Genomic DNA, 24,956 nt, shown 5'->3' on the forward strand with positions numbered 1-24,956 from the left:
AGTGGAGCGCCTGCGTTTGTGCCGGCGCGGGCGGCGTAAAAGTCGGCCATTGGATAGGCTGACCCCTTTCGGGGTTGGCGGGGATGTTCGCTGTGGAGATTTACGCGGCGGTTCGCGATTTCGTTTTCAACCAGGAGAAGAGCCGGCGGGAAGCGGCTCGCGTGTTCGGGCTGAGCCGCGAGACGGTTGCGAAGATGTGCCGGTTCTCGCTGCCGCCGGGCTACACACGCACGAAGCCGGTCGAGAAGCCGAAGCTGGGTCCGCTTCTGCCGGTGATCGATGCGATCCTGGAGGCGGATCGGACGTCACCGGTGAAGTAGCGTCATACGGCGAAGCGGATCTTCGAGCGCCTTCGTGACGAGCACGGCTTTGCCGGCGGCTACACGGTGGTGAAGGACCATGTGCGGCTCTGCCGGGCGCGGGGCCGGGAGACCTTCGTGCCGCTGGCGCATCCGCCCGGTCACGCTCAGGTGGACTTCGGCGAGGCGATCGCGGTGATCGGCGGGGTGCGGCAGAAGATTCACTTCTTCTGCCTGGACCTGCCGCAGTCGGACGCCTGCTTCGTGAAGGCCTATCCGCGCGAGACGACGGAGGCGTTCCTGGACGGGCACGTCTCGGCCTTCGGCTTCTTTGGCGGCGTCCCGCTGTCGGTGCTCTATGACAACACGCGCATCGCGGTGGCGAAGATCTGCGGCGATGGCCGGCGCGAGCGGACACGGGCGTTCACCGAGCTGGTGAGCCACTATCTGTTACGGGATCGGTTCGGCCGCCCGGGCAAGGGCAACGACAAGGGCAAGGTCGAGGGGCTGGTGAAGTATGCCCGCTCGAACTTCATGACGCCGATCCCGGTGGCGGCGAGCTTGGCCGAGCTGAACGCGATGTTGGCCGAGCGTTGCCGCCGGCGGCAGGACGAGCGCGCCGGTCGTCACGCGCAGACGATCGGCGACCGTCTCGCTGCCGATTGTGAGGCCCTGCGCCCCTTGCCGGCGGTGCCGACGGCCTATGGCTTCCAGGACGTGATGGTGAAGGGCTTCGTCGAGGAGGTCGTGGTCCTGTGCCGGGGCGAGGAGATCGCCCGACATCCGCGCAGCTACGGGACCGGCGTGTTCGTCGCCGATCCGCTGCACTATCTGGCGCTGATCGAGGTCAAGCCGAACGCGCTCGACCAGGCGGCGGCGTTGCAGGGCTGGGACCTGCCCGAGACCTTCCAGCACCTTCGCCATCTGCTGGAGGAGCGAATGGGCAATCGCGGCAAGCGCGAGTTCATCCAGGTGCTGCGGCTGATGGAAGCCCTTCCGCGCGAGGTCGTGAGCTTGGCCGTCGGCGAGGCAATCCGGCTCGGTGCGATCGGCTTCGACGCGGTGAAGCTGATCGCGCTGGCGCGTCTGGAACGGCGCCCGGCCCGCCTCGACCTGGCGGCCTATCCGCACTTGCCGAAGACGTCGGTGAAGACGACCTCGGCCGCCGATTATGCCGTGCTCCTGCCAGGAGCGGCAGCATGACGGGCGCGGCGAAGGAGTCGATGCCGGCGGGGACCACCGCGGGAACGCCGCAGATCGGGGTCAGAACAAGAGCTGCTCGAAATCGTACGCTAAGACCGAACGGAGCGGGAACGTCATGCAGCGCGGAGGATTCTTCCAGGAAGTCGCAATGGCCTGAAGCCTTCGGGCATCTGCTGCTCGGTGTCCCAGGAATAGATGCCGGTGAGATTTATGTGCTCCCAGCTGAGTGGCGAGACATGCTTGAGCAATATGTCGGGGATAGTTCGACCACTTTGACGCAGATGGGCTACGGCACGGCTGAGATAAACGGTATTCCAGTGGACGATGGCGCTGACGACAAGGTTGAGGCCCGAGGCACGGAATGCCTGACTTTCGAACGATCGGTCGCGGATTTCGCCGCGCTCATGGAAGAAAACGGCCCGCTTGAGCTTGTGGGCGGATTCTCCTTTGTTAAGACCGGCTTGACATCGCCGGCGAAGTGCCGGGTTGGAATACCATTCGATCATAAACAGGGATCGCTCGATGCGCCCGAGCTCACGCAGGGCTTTCGCCAACTGGCTCGGTTTCGAGGATGCCGCCAGCTTTTTGAGGATCATTGAGGGCGCAACAGAGCGTGTCGTGATTGATGCCGCCAGATGGAGAAGGTCATCCCAGTGTTCCAGAATGAGGGCGGTATTGATCGGCGCGCCGATATGGTTGGCCAGTGCTGGATATGAGTCGGCCTTTTCGAAAGTATGGAACTTCCGGTCCTTGAGATTGCGCAGCCGAGGCGCAAAACGCTTTCCGATCAGAGTGAAGAGGGCAAATACATGATCGCTCGCACCTCCGGTATCGGTAAAGTGCTCCTCGATCTCCAGGATGGTGTCGTGGTCGAACAGGCCGTCGAGAACATAGGCTGCCTCGCTCTCGGTCGGGCTGATCGGCAGAATGCTGAAATAGCCGTACTGATCGGAAAGGTGGCTGTAAAATTTCGAGCCTGGCTCGCTGCCATAATGCAGGTTGATATCACCGCGTTTGGCGGCACGATCACTGGCCCGGAAGAACTGACCATCAGATGATGCGGTCGTCCCTGTTCCCCAGAGCTGGGCGTGGGGATGACGCGCATGGGCGTCGGTCACACATGCCTGCGCTGCGCGATAGGTTTCCGTGCGGGCATGGAACATGCGCATCCATCCGATCTGATGGGCGCTGATCCCCTTGGAGGCTCCGGCCATACGTTTCGGGCCAAGATTGGTGGCGTCCGCGAGCGTGCCGGCGAGCATGGCCGGAATGTTTTGCGGTGAATCGCCCGTTCGAACATGGGTGAACTGGTCGGCAAAGCCGGTCCACTCATGCACGTCTCTTAAGAGATCCGGCACTTCGACAAGCGGATACATTTCGCTGAGTTCGATATTTAGTTCATCGGCTGCAGCGGGCACTTCGCTCGCCAGCGGTGTTACAATCAGGGTTCCGGCATCGAGACGGACGCCTTCAAGTTTGCCGTTGCGGGCGCGATGGGCGAGACGTTTCAGATTGAAGTCCAGCAATTGTTGCATTTCGGTGAGCCAAGCCACCCCGTCGCGCTGCACACCGAGCCCAAGCTGGTCAGTTTCCTTCAGCTTGGTAAAAGTAGGGCGGGGCATGAAATTTTCATTTATCGGCCGGAACGCCCTGCTGCCTTCGACCCAGATGTCGGCCGAACGAAGCCGCTCGCGCAACGCTGCCAGTGTTGCAATCTCATAGAGACGGCGATCGGCCTTTGCCTGCCCGAAGATCAGTTTACGCTCCGCCGCGCCGAGATGAGCGATCGGGACACGTTCGGGAAGCACGCGCCTTCCTTCCGCGTAAAGGGATCTGAGTGTTTCGATCGCTGCCAGCAAAGGATCATACCGACGACTTGAATGGAATGTGAAGGTCAGGAGGAACCGGCCTGCATAATTGCGAACATTGGCATATTGCTCAGCTGCAATAAGCAAGGGTGAGGCGTCATTGTCTTCCACCATCGCCGCAAGCGTCGGCTTTGCCTGCACCAAGCGATGCCAGCCGACGTGGCGGTCGAGCGTTTCAATTGCATCTTCATCATTGTCATTGGCGCACTGAAGAGCCGATATCGTGTCGAGAAACAGCCGTAGTGCCTTAGCCGTCTCCATCCGGGTGTTCACATGGCGCTGCTTCTTGCGGTTATTCGCCTGCGAAAACAGCCTGCCGATCAGCTTGATGAACATGGTGACTGCGGCGTCGGTGAGCTTTTGCCCAAGCTTGATGATCTGCGCGATGATCGTCGCGCGCCGCCGACTGGCGTTGAAGTCGGCGGCAAGCCATGCCGGTGTCACATCGCCCTCCCGGACCATCTGCTCCCAGCGACCGGAGTGGATGCGGGCTTGTAGTCGGGGATCGATATCGAGCGCGCGGATGAAAGCGATCCTGTCGGTCAGCGTGACCAGGTTGGTTGCTCCCGGAGCATCTGGCGCAGATCGCAGCCAATGGAATCGCGTCTGTCGTATCTCGGGATCAACCGTCAAAAGATCATCGAGGGATTGGAGCTTTTCGGCTGAAAGGCCCGATATCAGGGCAGCCTCGGCGCGACGGCGGGCTATTACGCGGCCGGCAAAGCCGATCCGCTCTATTGTGTCAGGTGCGGGAAGTAACACCTTCCGCTCCCGCAGCGTGGTGACAATAGCTTGGGCAATAGAATGGCCCTTGTCCGTTGCGGTCGCCGTTTCGACGGCGGATAGTAAGGCGGCGCGCCGGTCCTGTGCTGTTGCTGTTCGTTTTCCAAAATAGGAAAGCAAATGCGCGATATGCTCGCGGCGAGTTTCCTCCCGCCTGGCATAGGAACGGAAACTCTCCGGATCAGCATCCAATTGTTCGGCTATATAATTGAGCATCGCCCTCGGCGGAATTTCGTGCACCATGAGAGCCCGGCCCGGATGCCGCATCATGCAAAGCTGGACAGCAAAGCCGAGCTGGTTATGTTTTCGCCTGCGGACTTCGATCTCCAGCCGGTCCGATGGAGATAGAGTGTAGTGACGGATCAGACTATCCTCATCGGTCGGTACGCCGAACAGCTCCTGTTGATCCTGAATTTTGAGAAACTTCCGCCGCGCCATTTTTTACTCCATACAAACTTGCGTCGATGGTTCCGGGCATGTCCGGAAACGGTCGTTTGCGTACAGGCCTAAATCACCCTGTCCACAAATTATCTTGACTTATTTGTGGACAGGCATCACCTTTCGGACAACCTATTCGGACGAAATTGAACCTTATGCCACGCACCTTTGCCTATGTCCGTGTCTCCACGACCGGACAGACCACCGAAAACCAGATTCAGGAAATCGAAGCGGCCGGCTTCCACGTCGAGCCACGCCGTATAGTCACCGAGACCATCTCGGGCAGCGTCGCCATTGCGCAGCGCCGGGGTTTCTCGCGACTGATGGATAAACTCGAAGCCGGGGACGTGCTCATCGTCACCAAGCTCGATCGGCTCGGCCGAGATGCGATCGATGTCAGTACGACGGTCAGGAAACTGGAGGAGCTGGGCGTGCGGGTCCATTGTCTGGCCCTCGGCGGCGTCGATCTGGCGAGTTCCGCCGGGAAGATGACGATGAGCGTCATCAATGCCGTCGCTCAGTTCGAGCGTGATCTGCTGATCGAACGCACGCAGTCGGGCCTCAAACGAGCCAAGTCGGAAGGCAAGACCCTCGGCCGTCCCGCTCGGCTCAATGAGAAGCAGAAATTGGATGTTCTCTCGGATTTGGCGGGCGGGATGAGCGTTTCCGCACTCGCCAGAAAATTTGACACCAGCCGCCAGACCATCATGCGTGTCAGGATCGAGGGCGACCGCTCCGTTTAAGCCGTGACTTGAGTAGGCACCCGTTTCCCTTTCGCCTCACCCCGCGCAGCAGGACAGTTTTTTCACATCCCTGTCGAAGGTCTGAGCCGCAAGCTTCAAACCTTCGACAGTCGTCAGATATGGAAAGATCGTCTCCGAGAGATCATCGATCGTCAGGCCGCAGCGGATGGCCAAGGCTGCCGTCTGAATGCTGTCAGCACCCTCTGGTGCAAGGATGTGAGCGCCAAGGAGTTTCCGGGTTGACCCGTCGGCGACCAGCTTGATCAGGCCGCGCGTGTCGCGCGCCGCCAGCGCCCGCGGCACATTGTCGAGGGAAAGGACGGAGGTGCGAACCGAATGTCCGGCAGCCCGCGCCTGCGCTTCGGTCATGCCGACGCTCGCCACCTGCGGATCGGTAAAGACCACGGCGGGCATTGCGGTGTTGTCGTAACTCAGGCTGTTGCCGTTCAATGCGTTCTTGGCGGCGAGCTTTGCGCCATAGGCGGCCATGTAGACGAACTGATCTTTTCCGGTTACATCGCCGGCGGCATAGACGCCCGCCTTCGAGGTGCGCATGCGATCATCAACGATGATGGCCCCGGCCGGTGTCAGGTCTATACCGGTTTCAGCAAGCCCAAGGGCTTCAGTGTTCGAGCGGCGTCCCGTCGCCACAAGAATCCGCTCGGCAGTCAAGATTTCCGGACGTCCGTCCCGCGCGATGGCGAGGGCAACACCACCATCATCGGTCTTGCGGGCGGACTCGTAGGTAATGCCGCTGACGATTTTAATCCCCTCATCGGCCAGATAGGTGGCAAGCGCAGCGCCGATTTCGGGTTCAGCCTCCGGCAGAAGCCGGCTGCGGAACACGAGTGTCACTTCGACACCGGCCCGTGCGAAAGTCTGGGCAAGCTCCACGCCGATGTAGCCGCCGCCAAGCACTATCATCGAGCGTGGCAGCTCGGTCAGGGCGAGCGCTGTCGTGCTGTCGAGCGGCGATACGTCAGCGATCCCCGGAATCCCCGGCAACGCCGGACGCGCACCGGTGGTGATGATAATTCGCTCGGAGCCGATGTGCTGGCCCGCGACCTGGACACCGCCGTCAACGAGGCGGGCCGGACCTTCGTGGTAGACCACATTGTTGTACTCCGGCAGCAGATCAGCGTATTTCGCCTGTCGCAGACCGGCAACCAAAGCGTCTTTCTGGGCGATCTGAGCGGCCCAATCAACCACGCGCGCGCCGCTTTCGATCCCATCAAACCGGGCAGCCGCATCGTTGGCGTGACGTACAGCCTCCGTGGCCCGGATCAGGGCTTTCGAGGGCACGCAGCCGATGTTGACGCATGTACCGCCGATCGTGCCATGCCCGACAAGAGCCACTTGGGCGCCTAGTTCGGCGGCCGTGATCGCGGCGGAGAAACCGGCCGAGCCAGCTCCGACGACCACAAGATCATAACGGCCGTTGCCTTTGTTGGAAGTTGGAACGTCGCAAGCTTCACACATTCAATTCACCTTTGTTGTCTTGTTATTCATCGAGCAGCAATTGGCATCCGCTGATGAGGCGGAACGCCGACGCCGGTAAAGATAAAGTGCGGACGCCCCAATCGCGGCGAGAGCGATCGGGATCAGCACATAGCCGGCCGCTGCGAACCATGCGGAAAAGCCAAAAGAGCCAGCGGCGACCAAAAGAAATGGCGCGGCGCAACAGATGACGGCGAGAAACCCGACTTCGCCAAGGCCGATGAACTTTCCATCTGTCATGCTGAACCTCCTTACTGCGAAACGCCGGACGGATAGCCAGCATTGGTGGTTGCGGTGATCAGCGCGGCGACATTCGTCTGGCTGTCGTCAAAGCGCACCTTCGCGATCGCCGCGCCGGTCGCCTCCGATACATCAACATCGAGCACGCCTGGAACGTTGCTGAGCGCCCGCTTCACAATCGGGCCGCAGAGTTCGCAGGTGGCATTGGCAACATTCAAGGTTACGGTCTGCTCGGCGGCAAAAGCGTGACCACCCGTCAGCAGGGACGCAGTAAGGGCAATGAGGGGCAGGATTTTCATGAGATTCTCCTTGGGATTAAGCATCGAGGACAAGGCGGGCGGCGTAGGGAAAGCCCACGGCGATAATGATCAAGACAGTTGCGACCCAAAGGCCGATCTTGGCGTTCCGATGGGATGATGGACGCGCGCAGTAGGAACCCTCGGCGCATTCAGCCGCCTTCGGCCTGCGATAGACGAGATAGAAACCGTAGCCGAGGCAGGCGAGCGCGATCGTGATAAACACAGGCTGGTAGGGTTCGAACGCGGTCAAATTGCCGATCCACGCGCCGCTGATGCCAGCGAAGAACAAGGCAAAGGGCAGCACGCAACAGGTTGCTGCGCCCAGTGCCGCAACGATGCCGCCGACCGACAGCAATGCTGCCCGATCAAAACCCTTTTCGGCTGGCTCTGTGACTGTATTTGCCAGCGTCCGTGTTTCATCCTGCATCATCGTTCACATGCTCCCGCAATTGATCTATCGTGACCCTAGTGCCTGTAGCGACTACAGGGTCAAGCGAGAAATTTTCACGGATTTGTGCGAGCTATGTGATGACACAGAATGATGAATTTTCGATCGGCGTGCTGTCCGAGCGCAGCGGCGTCAACATAGAGACGATCCGCTATTACGAGAAAATCGGCGTCATGCCGAAGCCCGCCCGCAGCGCAGCGGGTTATCGTATCTACACAACTGAACACGCAAGGCGGCTGCATTTCGTGCGGCGCGGCCGTGAACTCGGCTTCAGCCTGGACGAGTTGCGCGGCCTGCTTCGCCTGGTCGATGGGCATACCTACACCTGCCGGGAGGTCCATGCGCTCACCATCGAACATTTGAAAGATATCCGTCAGAAAATCGCCGATTTGCGGCGTCTGGAGCGGGCCATGTCGAATATGGCGGCGCAATGCACCGGCGATCAGGTTCCAGAATGTCCGGTCATAGATGCCCTTTTTGAAATGCGGTCAATCAAGCGTTCCCGCTCCGTTCAAGCTTAGCGTACGATTTCGAGCAGCTCTTGTTCTGACCCCGTGATCGAACGGATGGCCGGACAGGCATGCACCGAGGCTGAGGAGGCGCTGTTTGCCGATGTTGCCGGAAGGCTGACGCCCGACATCATCGTCAGAATGGAAGCGCTGCTCGGTATTGGTCCACGCGTCCGCCAGAGCGGGGTCTCCTGGTTACGTGAACCTGCCGGAAAGGCTGGAGACGCAGCGATGCGGGGTCTGATCGATCGGCTTGAGGCCGTGCGCCACGTTGGCCTTTCAAGTGATGTGCTTCAGGCCGTCCCCGCCCATCGGGTGAGCCGCATGGCACAAGAGGGCCGGCGCCTGACCGCCCAGAACTTCGAGCAAATGCGGCCCGGCCGCCGATATGCTACGCTCGCAGCTTTCCTTCTGGAGATGGAAATCGCGCTCACGGATGCCGCAATCGCCATGTTCGAAGTCCTGATCGGCAAGGCGTTTCGGCGGGCCGAGGCAGAGCGCGACAAACGACTGCTGGAAACCGCCACCTCGGCGACATCGGCGCTGGATTTCTTCGTGGGCTTCGGTGAGGCGATCGCTGCCAGGCGAGAAACCGACCTTTCGCTCGATGAGGCGGTCAATGCAGTCGGCGGCTGGGAGCAGTTGATGCGGGCAACCGCGGCTGCGAAGGCAGCATCTCGTCCCCGCAAGGACGATGATCTGATTGCCTATCTGCCGGCGCAATATATGCGTATCCGGCGCTTTGCAGCACCATTCCTGGCAGCCTTCACGTTCGAGGGTAATCGTCAGAGCCGTGATTTCATCAACGTGGTGATGCAAATGACGGCCGCAGGGAAAAGCCGCCGTCGCTCTCTGGACGCGCAATGGATCAAAGCGGCGCTCGATCTGGTCGACAAGCGGTGGAGCAAGGAAATCAGAACGCCAGATGGCTCGGTTGACCGCAGAATGCTGGAAATCTTTGTCATCGTTGAGCTGAAGAACCGGATCGCTGCCAACGAGATCTGGATCAAAGGTTCTCGCACATATCGCGCCCTCGATGAGGGCATGATCTCCCATCAGACTTATTCCATCATCAAGGCCGAGGCCCGCATTCCCGTCGCCATCCCGGTTGATGTCGAGATCTATCTCGCCCAGAAAGCCGAGGCGCTCGATCAAAAATTGCGTGAGGCAGCAAGCCGGCTGGAGGCGGGTCGCGGCGACACGCGGATCGGCGCGAAGGGCCTGCGGGTGCCTGCGGTCAAAACTGCCGAGACCGAAGCCGCGCTCGCCTTCGCAAGGAGAGTTGCGAGCAGCATGCCGCCGATCAGGTTGACGGATCTTGTCGCCGACGTGGATCGAATGACCGGTTTCAGCTCACTGTTCGAGCATCTTCAGACAGGCCGAACGCCGGGCGATATGCGAATTTTCTATGCCGCGCTCATCGCCGAGGCCACCAATCTCGGCTTCTCGAAGATGGCATTGGCCTGCCCCGGCATCACACGCCGCCAGCTACAGCAGATGGCGATCTGGCACTTCCGGGAGGAAACCTTCACCTTGGCACTTGCCCGGCTGGTCGAAGCCCAGCACGCGGCGCCGATCGCCACTGTTTTCGGTTCGAACACGATATCGTCTTCCGACGGACAACATATCCATCTCGGCGATGGCGGCGAAATCGCCGGTGGCGTCAACGGCCGTTACGGAACCAACCCGATCATCAAGCTCTACACGGCGATCTCCGGTCGATATGCTCCCTTCCATACCAAAATCATCGCCGCCACGGCGAGCGAGGCCGTCCATGTTCTCGACGCGCTTCTCGAAACGGATGCGGGCCTCGACATCGTGCGCCATCATGTCGATGGTGGCGGCGTCAGTGATCTCGTCTTCGCCTTCTGCCATGCGCTAGGCTTTGCATTTGTCCCGCGCATTCCCGATCTCGATGGCCGATGCCTCTACGGCTTTGGCCCCGGCAAGCAGTATGGCATTCTCCAGAATGTCATGGGCGATCGCATCGACGCCGATTTGATCCGGGCGCACTGGGACGAGATTCTGCGCTTGATGACCTCACTGCGCACCCGCACCGTCAGCGCTTCGCTCATGCTCAAACGGCTGTCATCAACGACCAGGCAAAGCGGTCTTGCCCAGGCACTACGTCAGATGGGCCGGATCGAGCGAACTCTGTTCACGCTGGACTGGATCAACGACGAGGAACTGAGAAAGACGACAACGGCAGAACTGAACAAAGGGGAAAGCCGCAACAGCCTCGTGCGGGCCGTCAATCTCCATCGCCTCGGCCGCTTCCGCGATCGCAGCCAGGAAAATCTCTCGATCCGGGCCTCCGCCCTCAACCTGGTTGTCACCGCCATCATTCACTGGAACACGATCTATACCGGCCGCGTGGTCGATGCCTTGCACACCGGCGGTCAGCATGTGCCTGATCATTTGCTATCCAGCCTCTCGCCGCTTACCTGGGAGCACGTGAACCTCACCGGTGACTACATATGGGAAGACAAGCCGGCACTCGATGAAACAGGCTTCCGACCTCTCCCGTTCTCGGTCTGATCCCCCTACCGTATATCTGTGCCCCTTTAATGTTCAGGGGCCGTTAGGCCCGTACCGCGCGTTGAGATCGCCGATCGCCTCGGCATGCCCTCCCGCCGGAAAATACTGGCCATCAGAAGATGACGTGGTTCCGTCTCCCCACAGCTTCGCGAGAGGCAATTGCCTCTGGGCGTTGACGAGGATGGCGTGGGCGGCGGTGTAGCCTTCCTCGCGAATGTGCCAGTCATGTGCCCAGGCGAGCTGACGCATCGTCAACCCGGGCGAAACATCGGCCATTCTCGTCAGGCCAAGATTGATGCCGTCCGCCAGGATTGCGGTGAGCAAAGCGAACTTGTCGTCGGCCCCTCGACCGGTGCGCAGATGTGTGAAGGCGTTGGAAAATCCCGTGCGGGCATCCACCTCGAGCAAAAGATCGGTGATGCGGATCGCAGGCAGACGGCTTTCCACCTTCGGCTTCAGCGACTTGGCGATGTCCGGAAACATCGCTTTGTGCGGCGTGACACTGAATCCAGCCCCGGTCAGTTCGACATCATCGAGCTCGCCGGCGGCCGCAAGACGGGAGAGGTCAGCCAATCCATCATTCAGAATCTGGCGCTGCTGGCTGAGATAGGTTTCCACGTCGGTATCGACGGCGACCGGAAGCGGACCTTCCTCGCGCATCAGCTCGAATGTCGGCGTGGGAATGAGAAAACTTTCGAATGACTGGAAGCGCTTCGCCCCCTCCACCCAGACATCGCCGGCATCGAGCCGGCGTTTCAGCTCGGTGAACACGCAGAGTTCATAAGCTCTGCGATCGATTCTGCCATCCTGAAGGACGAGCGGCATCCAGCCTTTCGGCGCGAAGGATATGGGAGCGTTGTCCGGTATTGCTCGTTTCCCTGCACGATAGAGATCGGCAATCACGGAGAGCGCGCGCAAAAGATTCGCCGCTACGGCGTGACCGCGGAACACGAGTGTCGAGAGGAATTGCGGCGCAAGTTTCCGGATCGTCGGATAGCGCTGGAGCATTTCGATTTTACCGTCGATGACATCCGGCGCGATCAGCGTGTCGACCGCCTCGACACTGGCGGCAAAGGCTGGCCATTGAACGACCTGTTCGAGCGCCTTGGCGATATCCTCGCCTTTCTCCTTGGCCTTGATGATCGCATGGCAAACTTTCGAAACGTCCTTCAGTGGCTTCTGCACCTCCCGCACGGAGCGGGTGACGCGGGCGGCCGCCTGACTGTCGGCCCGCCGCGTCAACATACCCATGAGTTTCTTGAACATGTCGATGGCGCCGTCGGTCAGGTGGCGGGAAAGATACAACACCGTCGCCGCCAGCACGGCATGCCGGCGTTCGGGGTTGAGGTCGCGCAGATGTTGGGCACTCATTCGCATCCCCTCCGCGGCGAATTCATCAAAGACCTTGGCCGGAATGCGCTCCATCAGCGTCGCCGGCAGGTTTAGGGACCGAAGGAAGCGAATTCGCTCGGCTATTCTGTCAAGGTTGGCGGCGGCTGGTGATAATGCTGGTGTCCTCGCCCAGGCGAGAATGGTGACGCTCGTCCCCTCACGCGGGTCGAGAAGTTTGTCCAGGTCGAGCTTTTGGCCCTCCGACAATCCGCCCGCCAGCGCCCGGTGGGCTATGCGAATCCCGCGCCGGATTGCCAAATGAAGGATGGCTTCAAGGGCTTGGCGCGCAGGCAGAAGAATGCGGCGACGGCGCAACTCCTCCACCACCATATCCGCCAATGCATCGGCTTGGCGCAGGCTTTGCGCGGCAGGCGTCAGCCAGCCGGTAAGCGCTTTCACGTCCGCGGGCGCAAAAGGACGCATCTTCATCCTGTCGAAAAGCAGGGCGAGATGCTCGCGCCGGGTCTGCGGGCGCTCGAAATAACGATCGATCTCGCGGTGATCGACGCCAATCTGCCGTGCCAGAAACCGCAAAACGCCAAACGGCAAGACCTCACCATCCGCAGGCGGCCGGCCGGGATATCGCAGCAAGGCTATGACACAGGCAAGGCCCAGCCTGTTCGAGGCCTTGTTCTGCCGCATGATCAGGTCGAGATCCGGCCGGTCCAGCGTGTAATGTTTGACGATCTCCCTTTCGTCCTGCGGGATGGTTGTCGCCTGTTGCCACCATATCTCGCTCAGCAGTGCTCTTCTGGCCATTGTCTCGGCTTCCAGTTCATTGCGAAAACCGCAGCGAACTGGAAAATCCATGTCCGACAAACGACCGTTTCGCGGCATCCACAGTTCTTGTCCGCAAACCTTGTCATGAAACGGCAAATCGGACAATGTCCGTATTCAACGGAAAAACGGACAAACCACGTCTCATGACCGCTATCGGCTATGCAAGGGTCTCCACCGGCGACCAGGACGCCGCCCTGCAACTCGACGCTTTGCGCAAAGCAGGTTGTGAAAGGCTGTTCGAGGATAAGGCATCCGGCATGAAGACTGACCGACTCGGATTGGCGGAGGCGATCCGCTACGTTCGCGACGGCGACACGCTCACAGTCTGGAAGCTCGACCGCCTCGGCCGGTCGATGAAGCACCTCATCGAGATCATCACCGAACTGGAGGCCAAAGGCGTCGGCTTCCGATCCATCACCGAAAACATCGACACTACGACATCCGGCGGTCGCCTGGTCTTCCACCTGTTCGGCGCGCTGGCACAGTTCGAGCGCGATCTGATCCGGGAACGAACACGTGCCGGTCTGCAAGCCGCAGAGGAACGCGGCCGACGCGGTGGCCGACAAGTCGTCGTAACCCCGGACAAACTTGCCAAAGCCCGCCAGCATCTGGCGGCCGGTTTGAACGTCCGGGAAGCCGCGGCCCGCGTGAAAATCGGGAAAACCGCCCTCTACGAAGCTCTCAAGGCCGAAAAAGCAACGACATCCACGGTCAAACCAACCTGAGTTCCGGATACGTTCTTAAAAGTCGGACAGATTCGCCACTTTCGTGTCGTGACGCCTTCCTGCCGACCCCGTGTATTGGCGCGCGACCCCACAGGAGGCGTGCCCCTGCTTCAAAAAACCGGTTTCATCGATCACCAGCACCGCCTCGGGATCAGCGAGCGTTTCCAGAGCATAGTCCTGCAAAATGTCGCGCAGGCCATCGGCATCCCAATGCCCTCGACCCAAGATCGCCTGCTGACGCCAAGGCCCAGGATCTCCGGCCGCCTCGGCCCGCATCCAACCCGTTTTGCGCCGGTCCTCACCCAACAAGCCGTCGAGAAACTGACCGGCCGATGCCGCAACCCGTTCCTGCGAAAACAGCGGCCGGATGCGAGCCTTTACCTCACGTAGCGAGGAAGCCCACAGCTCCAGCGTCTCTTCGACCGACAATCCCACCATCCATGAGCCCCAACTTAGTCATGGTAGCGCATTGATTCAGAGCAGGAAGAAGAATGCAACTGTAATGTTAGCACAAGTCCTCTACTGGCCATCAGATCACGATTATGCGATAGGCAACCATCGAAAACAAATCAGGGATGGGCGAAGTGCAACCTAAAAGCGTTCTTCTGGTTGGGGCCGGGCTGTCCGGCGCTGTCATTGGCCGCGAGCTTGCCGAGGCTGGCCACCAAATCCGGGTGGTCGACGCCCGCCCCCATATCGCCGGAAACTGCTATACTGAGCGCGATGCCGACACGCAGGTCATGGTCCATGTCTATGGCCCCCATATCTTCCATACTGACGACTCCGAGGTCTGGGGCTATGTGAACCGCTTTGCCAAATTTATACCCTACAAGAACCGGGTGAAGATAACGGCGCAAAAACGAGTCTTTTCTCTTCCGATCAACCTGCATACGATCAACCAGTTTTTTGGCGGAACCATGCGCCCCGATGAAGCTCGGGAATTCATCACCACCAAAGGCGACTCCTCGATCACTGATCCCAAAACATTTGAGGATCAGGCCCTGCGCTTTGTCGGGCAGGATCTCTATGAAGCGTTCTTCAAGGGATACACGGTAAAGCAATGGGGCCGGCACCCCAAGGAATTGCCTGCATCCATTTTGAAACGCCTGCCGGTGCGCTTCAATTATGATGACGATTATTTCGCCCACCGCTTTCAAGGTATGCCAGAAAATGGATATACCGAGCTGGTGGCTGGAATCCTTGATCACCCGAATATCAAAGTCGAACTTGATACCCATCTGACGCGTGATGACGTTGCCGGGTATGATCATGTGTTCAACTCTGGCCCAATTGACGCATGGTTTGCCCATAGTCTGGGTAGGCTGAGCTATCGCACGCTTGATTTCCGTCGCTTTACTTATACCGGGGACTATCAAGGCTGCGCAGTCATGAATTACGGCGACGTGAGCGTGCCGTGGACCAGAATAACCGAGCACAAGCACTTCTCGCCGTGGGAAAGCCACGAAGGCTCTGTGCTTTATGAGGAGCATTCCAGAGAATGTGGCCCCGATGATATTCCATATTATCCGGTGCGGCTTGTGACAGAAAAGCAGGTCTTGGGCGATTATGTCGATATGGCATATAAAGAGTCCGGAATAACTTTTGTTGGCCGTTTGGGGACGTATCGTTATCTTGATATGGATGTCACGATCCGGGAAGCTTTGGATACAGCGCGTATATACCTTGACAGCCTAAAGGCGAAAAAGCAGATGCCCGTTTTTGTCAAAGATCCATTGATGTAGGCTTGGATGCCGTCCAATCATATTACAGCCAATGAGCTGAAAAGTTATCATTTTCTTTCAACAACTTTATGCGGGCTGCAGATATGACTGCCGCCCGCTATATGCGTGATCGCAAGACCCACAGAGTCCAAATAATCGACACACGCCGACACGCACAAATTTTAATACCATCGGTGATAGCGCGGTGCGTATAGGCAACGCGACGTATGAACAACAAGATAGGTTGCTGCCTGCATCACACGAATGCTACGAATTATCCGACATTTACAGAATAATATTCTGAAAATAAGTTTATCTTGGATATTTTCAAAAATATGCTCACCGAATCCGGCCGCCCCCGTCCTGAGGCTCAAAGGGCACTTCGCCTGATTGTAACTTTGCTGGGAATGTGAAAAAATACACTGCGGTTCAGGTTTCCGCGGCGCGCAGACAACGCTGTCTTCCTTTAAATAATGATGAATAGGCAAAGGAAACGCATGCCCTTACCGATATACGTTCTTAGCTTGCCACAAGCTTCACGGCGACGGTTCAGCAGCAATATGCAACTGAGCGGGTCTGGCCTGTCTTTCGCATTCTTTGACGCGGAATACGGCCCCAATATGTCATCGGGCAAAATTGGGCAATTATACAACCCTCAGGATAATGCGCGTGCATTCAAAAGGCCACTCAGCTTGCAGGAAATCGCCTGTGCATATGGCCATATGAAGATTTGGGATGACATCAAGCAAAGCGGCGTGCGTGCAGCTGTCGTTCTGGAAGATGACTTCCAAATGGATCCGCAACTACCGGAATTTTTGCACGAAATCGTAAATATATCAGGGATTGAGAACTGCCTGATCAAGCTGGATGGCGTTATTCGGCGCGGAATACCTGTTGCGAAAACAGGTCGCTTCAACTTGCTTGCAGGGCCACGTTTGCCCCCGCTGACAACAGGGTATATCGTCGGCCAACGCGCCGCTCATATTCTATCGCGACGGCTGGACAACATTGTAATGCCAATTGATATGGCAATCAAATCTTACTGGCGGCATGGCGTCCCCATTTTATCGGTTGATCGCTGCTTGATTCACGAAATGCCAAGCGGCGCAAGTCAGATCGAACTGTCACGAAATGCACGCAAATCACAATCCCAGTTTGCGCGTTTCTTTGCGAATATGCGTTACCAAATGAATTACAAATTCGGCCTGATGAGCAATCCCTTAGATTATAATGCAATCAAAAACATGTTCAAAGCGGGTTGAATGAAGAGAAACCTTGTGATCGTGCGTGCCGGGCGCCAATCTTTGCATCATCATTGGTTTGACCTGCCCTACAGCGCCCGCGATTTTGACGTTATTGTCAGCTACTTTGATGAGGACGCCTATAATACGCATGTGCCATCCGATGGGGTAGATGCCACTTTTGTGCCAGGTGGAAAATGGGATGGTATTTACAAGACCGTCAACGAACCTGATTTGGCAGCTTATGATTATATCTGGCTGCCCGATGATGATCTGTGGATATCCGTCGAAGATATAAACCAAACTTTTGCCATCGCCGCAGAATACAGACTGAAAGTGGCGCAGCCTGCACTGACGCATGACAGTTATTATTCCCATTTCATATTCATGCAGTCCCCCAGTTTCAAACTGCGCTACACAAATTACATTGAGATCATGGCGCCTTGCCTTGATCGTCACGTCTTTGCCGCTGTGCTGCCGCATTTTGCGCAATCCAAAAGTGGTTATGGGCTGGACTATATCTGGTGCAGGCTGCCCGGTGCAGCGCACGGACCCTCGGCGATTCTGGATGCTGTTTCCATGCGCCATACCCGCCCGGTCGGCGGCCCGCTGAAGCAGATCATGAAAGCTGCCGGAACCACGCGCCCCGAGGACGAGGAAGCACTGCTGAAAGCCCGTTTTGGAATCGCGCCACATCACCGTATTGCCCCGATAGCCTACGGCGGCGTGACGCAAGGTGGGCAGGCTGTTCATGGTCGGCTCAGGGTGTTATGTCAGATGCTGCGTGATATAGGGGCTTCGGACGGGGGTTGGGTTGCCGATCCGCCGCTGCGGGTTTCGGTCATGAAACTGATCAGGCGGCAGTTGACCAAGCCGCTTGACCTGTCGGATCTGGGAACGCGGACCGGTTGATTTTGCCGTTTGAAGTGAAGGCGACACGATATGCGTTTGATTGACACAATCTTTGGCCGCTTCTGAAAACAGGAGCGGATCGCAATATCGTCCTGCGTCTGCTGCGCTACGGGATGGCGACGCAGGGCAAATATTACCTGATCGGCGTTCTGGCCATGGTTGTTGTCGCCTCGGGGGCTGACCGCCTGGTCGATGGAAATGATCATCAATGCCATGAGCAACTCCGAAACACCGTAACGGCCCGGTTGGCGCCGCCTGCCTGAGCTTGGCCTGATCGATTAAAGCACGTGCATAACGACGTCGTTAAGGACGTGTCTTATGTGGGGCTGGTGATGCGGGGCGATATTATTGGGCTTGAGTGGCGACGACGATGGGGCGACGATGATACGCTCGAGATCGTCTTGTCGGTTGGGATGGGCGGCGCAACGGTGACTCAGGTTGCACAGCGGCACGCTGTGACACGGCAGCAAATCTATGCCTGGCGGCATGAGTTGAAGAGGAAGGGTCTGCTTTCGGCATGTCTGAATCGCCCCGGATTTGTCGGAGACCGTCAACTTAGGGTCAGGACTCGTTCTGTATCATAGCCAGAACAAGACGGTTGCCGCGAGCAAGATGGCAGGGAAGAATGTCTGTGGGCATCTGTCGTAACGCGTCGCGACACGCCTCCAGTCCTTCAGCCGCCCGAACATGATCTCGATGCGGTTGCGCCGTTTGTAACGCCGCTTGTCGTATTTGACGGCCTTCTTGCGGGACTTACGACCGGGGATGCATGCCTTTATCCCCTTGTCTTTCAAGGCTTCTCTGAACCAATCAGCATCATACCCCCGATCTGCCAGAAGCCAACCCGCCTTTGGCAGGCTACCCAGCAGCGCCGCCGCGCCAGTGCTCTGACCCCTTCAAACTGGACCGTTTTTGTTTAGAGTTTTCCGGTGCATTTTCCCGGCTGGGAACAGGAGCGGAAATGATGAAAGCATCTAATTTTTCGGACGCCCAGAAGGCGTTCATTCTCAAACAGGGTGATGACGGCACGCCGGTGGCAGAGATTTGCCGAAAGGCGGGGATTAGCCAGGCGACCTATTTCAATTGGCGTAAGAAATACGCAGGGTTACTGCCGGACGAGATGCGTCGTCTGAAGTCTTTGGAAGACGAGAACAACCGCTTGAAGCGGATCGTTGCCGACCTGACGCTAGATCGCGAGATGCTGCAGGACGTTATCCGCCGAAAGCTCTAAGGCCTGCCCGTAAGCGCAAGCTGATCGACGCGATGGTGGTGGATTGGGGAATATCAATCCGACGGGCCTGCAAGGTCCTGATGTTTGACACTTCGAGCTATCACTACAAATCCCGACGAACCGGACAGGCCCCACTTGAGCGACGGATCAAGGAGATATGCGAGACGCGCGTTCGTTATGGATATCGCCGTGTCCATGTCCACCTTCGCCGTGACGGATGGAAAATCAATATGAAGAAGACGCGCAGAATTTACAACGAGTTAGGCCTTCAATTGCGCAACAAACACCCCAAGAGGCGGGTGAAGGCAAAGCTTCGGGATGACCGCCAGGCTGCGGTTGGTCCCAACGATGTCTGGGCCATGGACTTCGTTCACGACCAGCTCGCGACAGGCAAGAAACTGCGTATCCTGACTGTTGTGGATACGCATTCCCGCTATTGCCCTGCCACCGACGCTCGGTTCACCTATCGCGGTGAGGATGTGGTTCAGACGTTGGAACGTATCTGCAAGGGGACTGGCTATCCCAGAACAATCCGGGTTGATAACGGCAGTGAGTTCGTTTCCCGCGATCTCGATCTTTGGGCCTATGCCAACAATGTCACCCTGGACTTCTCCCGGCCCGGAAAGCCGACCGATAACGGCTTCATCGAGGCGTTTAACAGCAAGCTGCGAGCAGAGTGCCTGAACGCCCATTGGTTCTTAACGCGTGCAGATTCACGCGAAAAGTTGGAGACTTGGCGTCGATACTATAATGAGGATCGTCCTCATTCTTCAATCGGGTATAAGGTCCCGATTGACATGCATAATCCCGGTGGCGCAACCAGCCCGCTATCGTGATCAGAGCCGGAAAACTCTAATATCCGGCGGTCCAATGTTGGGGCTCAGAGCACTGTATAGCTTTGGTGGCTGCGGCAACTTTGGCGATGACTATATTTTGGATCGATGGATAGATCTTTACAAAAGCCGTCGCCCTGATCTGCATATAATATCGCCGAGAAAAGACAGGTGGCTTTTAAATCTGTATGAATCAAATCCGCTTTTTCAGCTAATGCCTGTAATAACCGAGGAATATGAGCGCGCTTTTGGAGATATAACTGGTGTAGAAAATCAGACAGAAAGAGCGATCATTGCGGGTAAATCGGCTGCAGCAAAGTTAAAAGAATCGCGTGATTATATGCAGGTTCTAGAATCTATTGATGCTGTTCACTTTTTAGGAGGCGGGTATTGGAACACATTTTTCCATGAAGCTTGGGGTATGGCCTCATGTTTGTCTAATATAGCACAAACACTGGGTGTTCCTATTTTTGGAACTGGGCTTGGCATGACGCCAGCACCAGTTTGCAATGATGATGTCTTGGTAGATATTCTTTCTAAATTTTCTTTTATCGAGGTGCGCGACGAAGCGAGCTTTACGTATTTTACGGAAAAATTCAGCTTATCGAACTTTATTTTCGGTTTAGATGACGCATTCATCCTTCCACCCAAGCGTGAAAGATCAAAAACAATCCAAAAGCCACGACTGCATTTATGCATTCAATCAGATTTGCAAGGAGATGTGATATTCCCACAGATTATGAACACAGTAAAAGATATAATAAACCAGGCCGGAGATAGAATTGATATATCCTATCTAAAGCTTCATGATGAGCCAGATAGAAAATTTCTTGAAGAAATTCAGTCACAGATTTCAAATGAAATACATGTGATGCACAAATATGATATCCTGACCCGTGGTTTACCTATATCTTCTGGGGACATATGCATCACCACGCGATTTCACCTGCACCTCCTTGCCGCAAGGTTAGGGGCGAAGGGTGCCTATGTGCATCGCGGCGATGCATATTATGGCGTAAAGCATAGTTCACTGACAGAGCTTGGGTCGAACTGGGCGGATTTCATGGGCGATGCGGTGGATTATGATACTCTTGTGAACGCCCCAACGCCGGACTTGGCGGAATATGATATAGCATTGCAAAAGGGCACTGTCGTTGACATGGTGTTCACAGGTACCAGAACCCAATTGCAACGGCCACAGACTAAAGAATATAGAAAATGAATAATTGCATTGATGGTAACGCAACGGCGAGCATCCCCAAGAGGGAGATGCCCACTCCATCTGTCTTGCAGAATATTGTTCTGGCGAGCCCGGATCACTTTCTCATCTCTCCGTTGTTCACCCGTTGGCCATCTGGCGGCGGTCGTTTGGCGAATACCAACGGCCTGTCTCTAGTGCCTGGCGAGGTAGCTGCCTTCAACACATATTACAATGCGTTTAGCCTTTTAAAATGGCGCCGGATCGCTGGCCTGTCAACGCTTGCACTGCGTCTGGAGGGCCAGGGGCGGGCAATATTGCGGGTGACGCAATATTGCTCAGGCGGCATTGCCTATCCGCTTGTCGAGCGCGAGATTGATCTAGCCGCAAAAGAAGTTTTGCCACTGGTGCCGGTCGAACAACAAGACCCCGAGGCACTGGCCTTCACGCTCGAAGCTGTCGAGGGCTCAGATGCAGTGCCTGTGCGACTAGTAGCTGTAGCGGCTTGCCAACATAAGCGCCTCTGCTCGCAAACATCGGCATTTTCTGCTCGAATTATCTGACAATGGAGCGGGCGTCGTGCTCACGCTCTTTGCCAATGTGCTCGCAAACATCCGGGTCTGCTTGCAAACATCCGCCACGTGCTCAGATTAATTGCCAGCGACGGCATGGTCAAACCGGGACGCCTGCCTGTCGTAGTTGCTCGGTCAGCTGACGGGAATATTCGGGATCAAGGGTGCCCGCCAGGAAGGCGCGGATATCCGACGGCCGAGCATTGAGGTGCGTGACCAGAGCCGTCGCATCGTAACCATTTCGGGTCAACGTCGGTTCGAGATCGTCGATGGCGCGGGACAGGACCTGCTCGACGATTTCGGCGGTAACCGGCTTGGCGCCGAGGCGAAAGCCCTGCTCGAATGCGAGGGTGAGATGCATCTCGATCTGAAGCGGCGTGCGCAAACGTTCGGCGATGAGGTCGATGGCTTCTTCCTCGAGGAGTTCGCCAACCTTTACGCCTTCGGCCGCACAGGCGCCAAGCAGCCAGGCAACATAGTCGCGGCGCGCGGAGCCGATCCCCTCGTAGTCAAAAATGGTCGTGCGGTAGCCAATCTCCTCCATTTGCGGCCGGCGCAGATCATTGCGCAACCGGGGATGCCCGACAAGAAGTACGGAAAGGAGCACGCCGGCGTCGGCGACCACCTCCATCAGTCGCTTCAGGCCGGTTAAGGTCTTGTGGTGCAGGTCATGGGCCTCGTCGACCACGAGGACGATCGGCCGTTTGCCTTTTTTCATGATGTCGCGCAGGTCGCGCTCCCGGCGCTCGGCCTGCTTGGGGATCTTGACCTGCGCACGATCGCCGGGAGACAAGTCGTAGAACAGGGCTTCAATGAGCGATGGCAGCGAAGTGCGCCGCTTGTCGACCGCCAGCGATTTGGCGAGTGCGACCTTGCCGGCTTTGGTGAGTTCGGCCTCGATGCGGCGCAAAAGGTGGGTTTTCCCCGAACCGACCAGGCCGGAGACCACGACAAGCCGACCGGTCTGGACGGCCGCACACACCTCGCGGATGATCGTGCGCTGATGCTCGGTCTCAAAGTTGCCGGCCCCTTGGAAAGGCCGGTCGAGGCCGTAACTGGATTGAACGTCAGCGAGCATCATTCTTCCTTTCTTCGCGCCTGGAAGCGTTCGCGGATACGGGCCGCGATCATCTTTTTGTCGAGTGTTTCTCCAAGCAGTTCATTGATGAAGGCGCGGTCACCGGCATTCATCGCGCCGATCGGCCGGCCGAGCTGGTCGGCGATGGCCCCACGGGCTGCGAGGCCATTTGGATAAGCGGTCTCTATTGCGGGTTCCGGAAACGGTGTCCGCCGTACACTCAGCCCAGCCGTGGTCGGGGGCAGCGAAGGCAATGGACGATCCCCGCCGGTGACCGCGGCGCGGGGGAGCCCAAGTTGGTCTGCCAGGCGCACCACCTTGTCGAGCCGCTCTTCGAGCTTGCTCTTCTGGTATTTGCGATAGCGAAAGAGGGGAACCGCCCCGCGCGAAGGTTGGAATGGACCGAAGCGCTTGCCCTCATGCTCGACGAACAGTTCCTGATCGAACAGGCCCCAGAGCAAGGTCACCGTTTCGCCGGCAAGTTCGGGCTCGACCTCATAGGATGCGCCTTCGACCGATACGGTCGCGTCTCCAGCAACCGTCCGTCGTTCCGGTTCGCGCGCAAAGGCGCAGAACCGCTCCCAGGAGCACATCGCCCGCACCCCGTCAGGAGGAAGATGCCGCAGCCAATCCTCGATGCGTGCATGAGACTCTGTGCGATGGTCGCCGTTATTGTAGGTGACCAAGGCGCGCCTGAGCCAAAGGTTGGCTTCCTCTTCGTCCTTCGGCTTGTGGAAATGATAGAGGGTCTCGTGCACTTCCTTGATCGTGCGAAACGGCCGCTCGACCTTGCCTTTCGCTCGCGCCGGCGTGCGCCGCTCGCTGTCCGACGGGGGCATATGCGTGAGAACCCGGACACCAAGGCTACCCATGACGGACTGGAAAACGCGCGAGCGGCTCACCGGCCCGTTATCCATATGGATGGTCGTTGGAATCCCCTGAAGCGGCAGTTCCGGTTCAGGCTTGGCGGCGAAGGCATTGTAGAGAAAGCGCAAGGCGGACTCCGCGTCCTCGCCGTAGACGGAGCGGTATTCCTGATAGCTCGCGCCGGAGCGATCATCGACCACGGAGAACAGCATCAGCGTCGGCCGGCCGCGCCCTTCCTCGACCCAAAGCGGCGCTTCCACCTGCTTCAGGTCGGACGGGCTCATGTCGAAGTGCCAGAGTTCGTTGGAACGCCGCGCCTGGAATCGGACGGCAGCCACCGGGCGGGTGACGCGCGCATAATCCAGGCCGGAAACACGCAGCAGCCGATCGACCGTTGCGCGTTTCAAGATGCCGGGCGGTGCACGGACCAGGCCATCGGGCGTCACCACGCCGTCTTCCTCAAGCAGCTTGATGGCGCGCGCCGTGGAGATATGCCGCCCCTTCCGGTTCGCCGTTCTGATCTTCAGGGCCGCGATGATTTCGGCATAGGTTTCCATCTCCGGCTGCGGGGCGATCCGGGAGGTTCCGTGATCGGCGCGCCGTACGGATTTCGGGCGGTTCAACTCCCGCAGCGCCCGATACAGGGTCCAGATCGAGATGCCGTAGGCATCGGCGGCACGAGCAACAATCTCGGTACGGCCTGGATCACGGGGAGAAAGCAGCGACAATCGGCGTCGAAGATCGACAAGAGCCTCTCCGGGCGGCCGCTTTCTCCGCTCAGCCATGGACGTCCTCGGATTCCACTGTTTTGGGAGAGCCACCCTTCTTGCCGATATGACGATAGAGGGTTGCAACAGAAACCCCCATGCGCTGCGCAATATTGCGTACCGGTATGCTGCCTTCCTTCATCAGGGCGCGCGCCGCGGCAATATCGCCCGGGCGCATCGCGGGCGGGCGGCCACCCTTGCGGCCACGTTGCCGCGCCTCGACCAGTCCAGCCGTCGTGCGTTCGCGGATCAGAGCACGTTCGAACTGGGCGATCGCACCGAAGACATGGAAGGTCAGCATGCCGCCCGGCGTCGTCGTATCAATGCTCTCGGTCAAGGACACGAGCCCGATCTTCGCGCGCTCCAACTCTTCCGCCGTCGCGATGAGCTTCTTTAGCGATCGCGCCAACCGATCGAGTTTCCAGACAACGAGCGTGTCACCAGTGCGAAGCACGTCGGAGAGAATTCGGCCCAATTCCGGGCGGTCATCGCGAGCGCCTGACCCGCGCTCGGTAAACACCTTCTCGCAACCGGCGCGTCTCAGCGCCTCAAGCTGAAGCTCCGGATTTTGATCGATCGTGCTGACCCTGGCGTACCCGACCCGCATAGCCATCCAAATGTTCTTGAAAGTCGTTGGACACATAGCATTTTGCGACAACCGTTTCTATAACAGTTTTGAGAAGATTCCATCGCGCCATTCAAGGGGCGTGACGGCATGCGCTATGGCATGCTCAAAAACCCTCGTTTATGACAAACGATCCATGGAAACCAACT

The 24,956-nt window shown here is 58.0% G+C and carries 20 protein-coding genes and 3 pseudogenes; 12 read left to right on the forward strand and 11 right to left on the reverse strand.

Annotation, left to right across the window (positions count from 1 at the left end):
- Window positions 1–83 precede the first annotated feature (83 nt).
- Window positions 84–1,502, forward strand: a pseudogene (gene istA / locus JZY08_RS27180) (IS21 family transposase).
- A gap of 113 nt (window positions 1,503–1,615) precedes the next feature.
- Here istA and JZY08_RS27185 read toward each other — a convergent pair.
- A complete protein-coding gene (locus JZY08_RS27185; protein WP_003501082.1) occupies window positions 1,616–4,591 on the reverse strand; it encodes a Tn3 family transposase in 2,976 nt (991 codons plus the stop codon).
- Between the two features lie 155 nt (window positions 4,592–4,746).
- Between JZY08_RS27185 and JZY08_RS27190 the strand changes: the two genes are divergently transcribed.
- Window positions 4,747–5,334, forward strand: coding sequence for a recombinase family protein (locus JZY08_RS27190; RefSeq protein WP_003501080.1), 588 nt, complete (start codon window positions 4,747–4,749; stop codon window positions 5,332–5,334).
- Between the two features lie 36 nt (window positions 5,335–5,370).
- Here the strand turns inward: JZY08_RS27190 and merA are convergent, their stop codons facing one another.
- From merA to JZY08_RS27210, 4 genes are read right to left on the reverse strand one after another with little or no spacing between them, the layout of a single operon-like run.
- Window positions 5,371–6,813 carry a mercury(II) reductase gene (merA, locus tag JZY08_RS27195; RefSeq protein WP_003501078.1) on the reverse strand — a complete coding sequence of 481 codons (1,443 nt, stop codon included), beginning with the start codon at window positions 6,811–6,813 and terminating at the stop codon, window positions 5,371–5,373.
- Window positions 6,814–7,071 (reverse strand): hypothetical protein, encoded by a 258-nt coding sequence (locus JZY08_RS27200; RefSeq protein ID WP_023517539.1) that lies wholly within the window; start codon window positions 7,069–7,071, stop codon window positions 6,814–6,816. It abuts the gene before it with no gap.
- Window positions 7,072–7,082: 11 nt separating this feature from the next.
- Window positions 7,083–7,370, reverse strand: coding sequence for a cation transporter (locus JZY08_RS27205; protein WP_010661778.1), 288 nt, complete (start codon window positions 7,368–7,370; stop codon window positions 7,083–7,085).
- A gap of 16 nt (window positions 7,371–7,386) precedes the next feature.
- Window positions 7,387–7,800, reverse strand: coding sequence for a mercuric transporter MerT family protein (locus JZY08_RS27210; protein ID WP_003501072.1), 414 nt, complete (start codon window positions 7,798–7,800; stop codon window positions 7,387–7,389).
- Between the two features lie 98 nt (window positions 7,801–7,898).
- Here JZY08_RS27210 and JZY08_RS27215 point away from each other — a divergent pair, with 98 nt between their 5' ends.
- Together JZY08_RS27215 and JZY08_RS27220 are read left to right on the forward strand one after the other, a co-directional pair.
- Entirely contained in the window at window positions 7,899–8,339 is a 441-nt protein-coding gene (locus tag JZY08_RS27215; protein WP_023517540.1) for a helix-turn-helix domain-containing protein, read from the forward strand.
- A gap of 33 nt (window positions 8,340–8,372) precedes the next feature.
- Window positions 8,373–10,865: pseudogene (locus JZY08_RS27220) on the forward strand (Tn3 family transposase); the annotation flags it as partial.
- A 33-nt stretch (window positions 10,866–10,898) separates the two neighbouring features.
- Here JZY08_RS27220 and JZY08_RS27225 read toward each other — a convergent pair.
- Window positions 10,899–13,016, reverse strand: coding sequence for a Tn3 family transposase (locus JZY08_RS27225; RefSeq protein WP_253204192.1), 2,118 nt, complete (start codon window positions 13,014–13,016; stop codon window positions 10,899–10,901).
- A 164-nt stretch (window positions 13,017–13,180) separates the two neighbouring features.
- Here JZY08_RS27225 and JZY08_RS27230 point away from each other — a divergent pair, with 164 nt between their 5' ends.
- Window positions 13,181–13,762 carry a recombinase family protein gene (locus JZY08_RS27230; RefSeq protein ID WP_216333602.1) on the forward strand — a complete coding sequence of 194 codons (582 nt, stop codon included), beginning with the start codon at window positions 13,181–13,183 and terminating at the stop codon, window positions 13,760–13,762.
- A 15-nt stretch (window positions 13,763–13,777) separates the two neighbouring features.
- Here the strand turns inward: JZY08_RS27230 and JZY08_RS27235 are convergent, their stop codons facing one another.
- Window positions 13,778–14,200, reverse strand: a complete 423-nt coding sequence (locus JZY08_RS27235; protein ID WP_367303918.1) for a transposase — start codon at window positions 14,198–14,200, stop codon at window positions 13,778–13,780.
- Window positions 14,201–14,337: 137 nt separating this feature from the next.
- Here JZY08_RS27235 and JZY08_RS27240 point away from each other — a divergent pair, with 137 nt between their 5' ends.
- The 4 genes from JZY08_RS27240 (at window position 14,338) to JZY08_RS27255 (ending at window position 18,220) form a co-directional block, all read left to right on the forward strand.
- Window positions 14,338–15,504, forward strand: coding sequence for a UDP-galactopyranose mutase (locus tag JZY08_RS27240; protein ID WP_301183747.1), 1,167 nt, complete (start codon window positions 14,338–14,340; stop codon window positions 15,502–15,504).
- A gap of 476 nt (window positions 15,505–15,980) precedes the next feature.
- Entirely contained in the window at window positions 15,981–16,745 is a 765-nt protein-coding gene (locus tag JZY08_RS27245; protein ID WP_216333607.1) for a glycosyltransferase family 25 protein, read from the forward strand.
- Window positions 16,746–17,636, forward strand: coding sequence for a hypothetical protein (locus JZY08_RS27250; protein WP_216333609.1), 891 nt, complete (start codon window positions 16,746–16,748; stop codon window positions 17,634–17,636). It begins immediately after the preceding gene.
- A gap of 332 nt (window positions 17,637–17,968) precedes the next feature.
- On the forward strand, window positions 17,969–18,220 hold the full coding sequence (locus JZY08_RS27255; RefSeq protein ID WP_216333638.1) for a transposase: 252 nt from the start codon (window positions 17,969–17,971) through the stop codon (window positions 18,218–18,220).
- On the opposite strand, the pseudogene JZY08_RS27260 reads toward JZY08_RS27255, so the two are convergent.
- Window positions 18,215–18,520: pseudogene (locus JZY08_RS27260) on the reverse strand (transposase); the annotation flags it as partial. The gene JZY08_RS27255 and the pseudogene JZY08_RS27260 sit on opposite strands and share 6 nt — an antisense overlap.
- A gap of 80 nt (window positions 18,521–18,600) precedes the next feature.
- Here JZY08_RS27260 and JZY08_RS27265 point away from each other — a divergent pair.
- The 3 genes from JZY08_RS27265 to JZY08_RS27275 all read left to right on the forward strand — a co-directional run bounded on the left by JZY08_RS27265 (window position 18,601) and on the right by JZY08_RS27275 (window position 21,461).
- Window positions 18,601–19,703 (forward strand): IS3 family transposase gene (locus tag JZY08_RS27265; protein ID WP_216333640.1). Its coding sequence is split into 2 segments (ribosomal slippage): window positions 18,601–18,862 and window positions 18,862–19,703, totalling 1,104 coding nucleotides; the frame shifts between segments, so codons are not numbered across the junction.
- Between the two features lie 34 nt (window positions 19,704–19,737).
- Window positions 19,738–20,922, forward strand: coding sequence for a polysaccharide pyruvyl transferase family protein (locus JZY08_RS27270; protein ID WP_216333610.1), 1,185 nt, complete (start codon window positions 19,738–19,740; stop codon window positions 20,920–20,922).
- The gene (locus JZY08_RS27275; RefSeq protein ID WP_216333612.1) at window positions 20,919–21,461 is read left to right on the forward strand and encodes a hypothetical protein; all 543 of its coding nucleotides are present in this window, start codon (window positions 20,919–20,921) and stop codon (window positions 21,459–21,461) included. Before JZY08_RS27270 ends, JZY08_RS27275 begins: the two co-directional genes overlap by 4 nt.
- 109 nt (window positions 21,462–21,570) lie before the next feature.
- Here the strand turns inward: JZY08_RS27275 and JZY08_RS27280 are convergent, their stop codons facing one another.
- Genes JZY08_RS27280 through JZY08_RS27290 form a run of 3 tightly spaced genes read right to left on the reverse strand, consistent with a single transcriptional unit; the run spans window position 21,571 to window position 24,789 of the window.
- Window positions 21,571–22,548, reverse strand: a complete 978-nt coding sequence (locus JZY08_RS27280; protein ID WP_024710159.1) for an ExeA family protein — start codon at window positions 22,546–22,548, stop codon at window positions 21,571–21,573.
- On the reverse strand, window positions 22,548–24,200 hold the full coding sequence (locus tag JZY08_RS27285; protein WP_003501095.1) for an IS481 family transposase: 1,653 nt from the start codon (window positions 24,198–24,200) through the stop codon (window positions 22,548–22,550). The genes JZY08_RS27280 and JZY08_RS27285 overlap by 1 nt, the downstream gene beginning before the upstream one ends.
- On the reverse strand, window positions 24,193–24,789 hold the full coding sequence (locus JZY08_RS27290) for a recombinase family protein (RefSeq protein WP_024710158.1): 597 nt from the start codon (window positions 24,787–24,789) through the stop codon (window positions 24,193–24,195). Before JZY08_RS27290 ends, JZY08_RS27285 begins: the two co-directional genes overlap by 8 nt.
- Between the last annotated feature and the right edge of the window lie 167 nt (window positions 24,790–24,956).

This window comes from Rhizobium sp. X9, assembly GCF_018873185.1.
Lineage (GTDB): Bacteria > Pseudomonadota > Alphaproteobacteria > Rhizobiales > Rhizobiaceae > Agrobacterium > Agrobacterium oryzihabitans.

What these genes read in the sequence shown, in the direction of transcription:
- JZY08_RS27185 (WP_003501082.1), bottom strand. Translation starts at nt 4,591, where the DNA reads ATGGCGCGGCGGAAGTTTCTCAAAATTCAGGATCAACAGGAGCTGTTC.
- JZY08_RS27190 (WP_003501080.1), top strand. Translation starts at nt 4,747, where the DNA reads ATGCCACGCACCTTTGCCTATGTCCGTGTCTCCACGACCGGACAGACC.
- merA (WP_003501078.1), bottom strand. Translation starts at nt 6,813, where the DNA reads ATGTGTGAAGCTTGCGACGTTCCAACTTCCAACAAAGGCAACGGCCGT.
- JZY08_RS27200 (WP_023517539.1), bottom strand. Translation starts at nt 7,071, where the DNA reads ATGACAGATGGAAAGTTCATCGGCCTTGGCGAAGTCGGGTTTCTCGCC.
- JZY08_RS27205 (WP_010661778.1), bottom strand. Translation starts at nt 7,370, where the DNA reads ATGAAAATCCTGCCCCTCATTGCCCTTACTGCGTCCCTGCTGACGGGT.
- JZY08_RS27210 (WP_003501072.1), bottom strand. Translation starts at nt 7,800, where the DNA reads ATGATGCAGGATGAAACACGGACGCTGGCAAATACAGTCACAGAGCCA.
- JZY08_RS27215 (WP_023517540.1), top strand. Translation starts at nt 7,899, where the DNA reads ATGACACAGAATGATGAATTTTCGATCGGCGTGCTGTCCGAGCGCAGC.
- JZY08_RS27225 (WP_253204192.1), bottom strand. Translation starts at nt 13,016, where the DNA reads ATGGCCAGAAGAGCACTGCTGAGCGAGATATGGTGGCAACAGGCGACA.
- JZY08_RS27230 (WP_216333602.1), top strand. Translation starts at nt 13,181, where the DNA reads ATGACCGCTATCGGCTATGCAAGGGTCTCCACCGGCGACCAGGACGCC.
- JZY08_RS27235 (WP_367303918.1), bottom strand. Translation starts at nt 14,200, where the DNA reads ATGGTGGGATTGTCGGTCGAAGAGACGCTGGAGCTGTGGGCTTCCTCG.
- JZY08_RS27240 (WP_301183747.1), top strand. Translation starts at nt 14,338, where the DNA reads ATGGGCGAAGTGCAACCTAAAAGCGTTCTTCTGGTTGGGGCCGGGCTG.
- JZY08_RS27245 (WP_216333607.1), top strand. Translation starts at nt 15,981, where the DNA reads ATGCCCTTACCGATATACGTTCTTAGCTTGCCACAAGCTTCACGGCGA.
- JZY08_RS27250 (WP_216333609.1), top strand. Translation starts at nt 16,746, where the DNA reads ATGAAGAGAAACCTTGTGATCGTGCGTGCCGGGCGCCAATCTTTGCAT.
- JZY08_RS27255 (WP_216333638.1), top strand. Translation starts at nt 17,969, where the DNA reads ATGCGGGGCGATATTATTGGGCTTGAGTGGCGACGACGATGGGGCGAC.
- JZY08_RS27270 (WP_216333610.1), top strand. Translation starts at nt 19,738, where the DNA reads ATGTTGGGGCTCAGAGCACTGTATAGCTTTGGTGGCTGCGGCAACTTT.
- JZY08_RS27275 (WP_216333612.1), top strand. Translation starts at nt 20,919, where the DNA reads ATGAATAATTGCATTGATGGTAACGCAACGGCGAGCATCCCCAAGAGG.
- JZY08_RS27280 (WP_024710159.1), bottom strand. Translation starts at nt 22,548, where the DNA reads ATGCTCGCTGACGTTCAATCCAGTTACGGCCTCGACCGGCCTTTCCAA.
- JZY08_RS27285 (WP_003501095.1), bottom strand. Translation starts at nt 24,200, where the DNA reads ATGGCTGAGCGGAGAAAGCGGCCGCCCGGAGAGGCTCTTGTCGATCTT.
- JZY08_RS27290 (WP_024710158.1), bottom strand. Translation starts at nt 24,789, where the DNA reads ATGCGGGTCGGGTACGCCAGGGTCAGCACGATCGATCAAAATCCGGAG.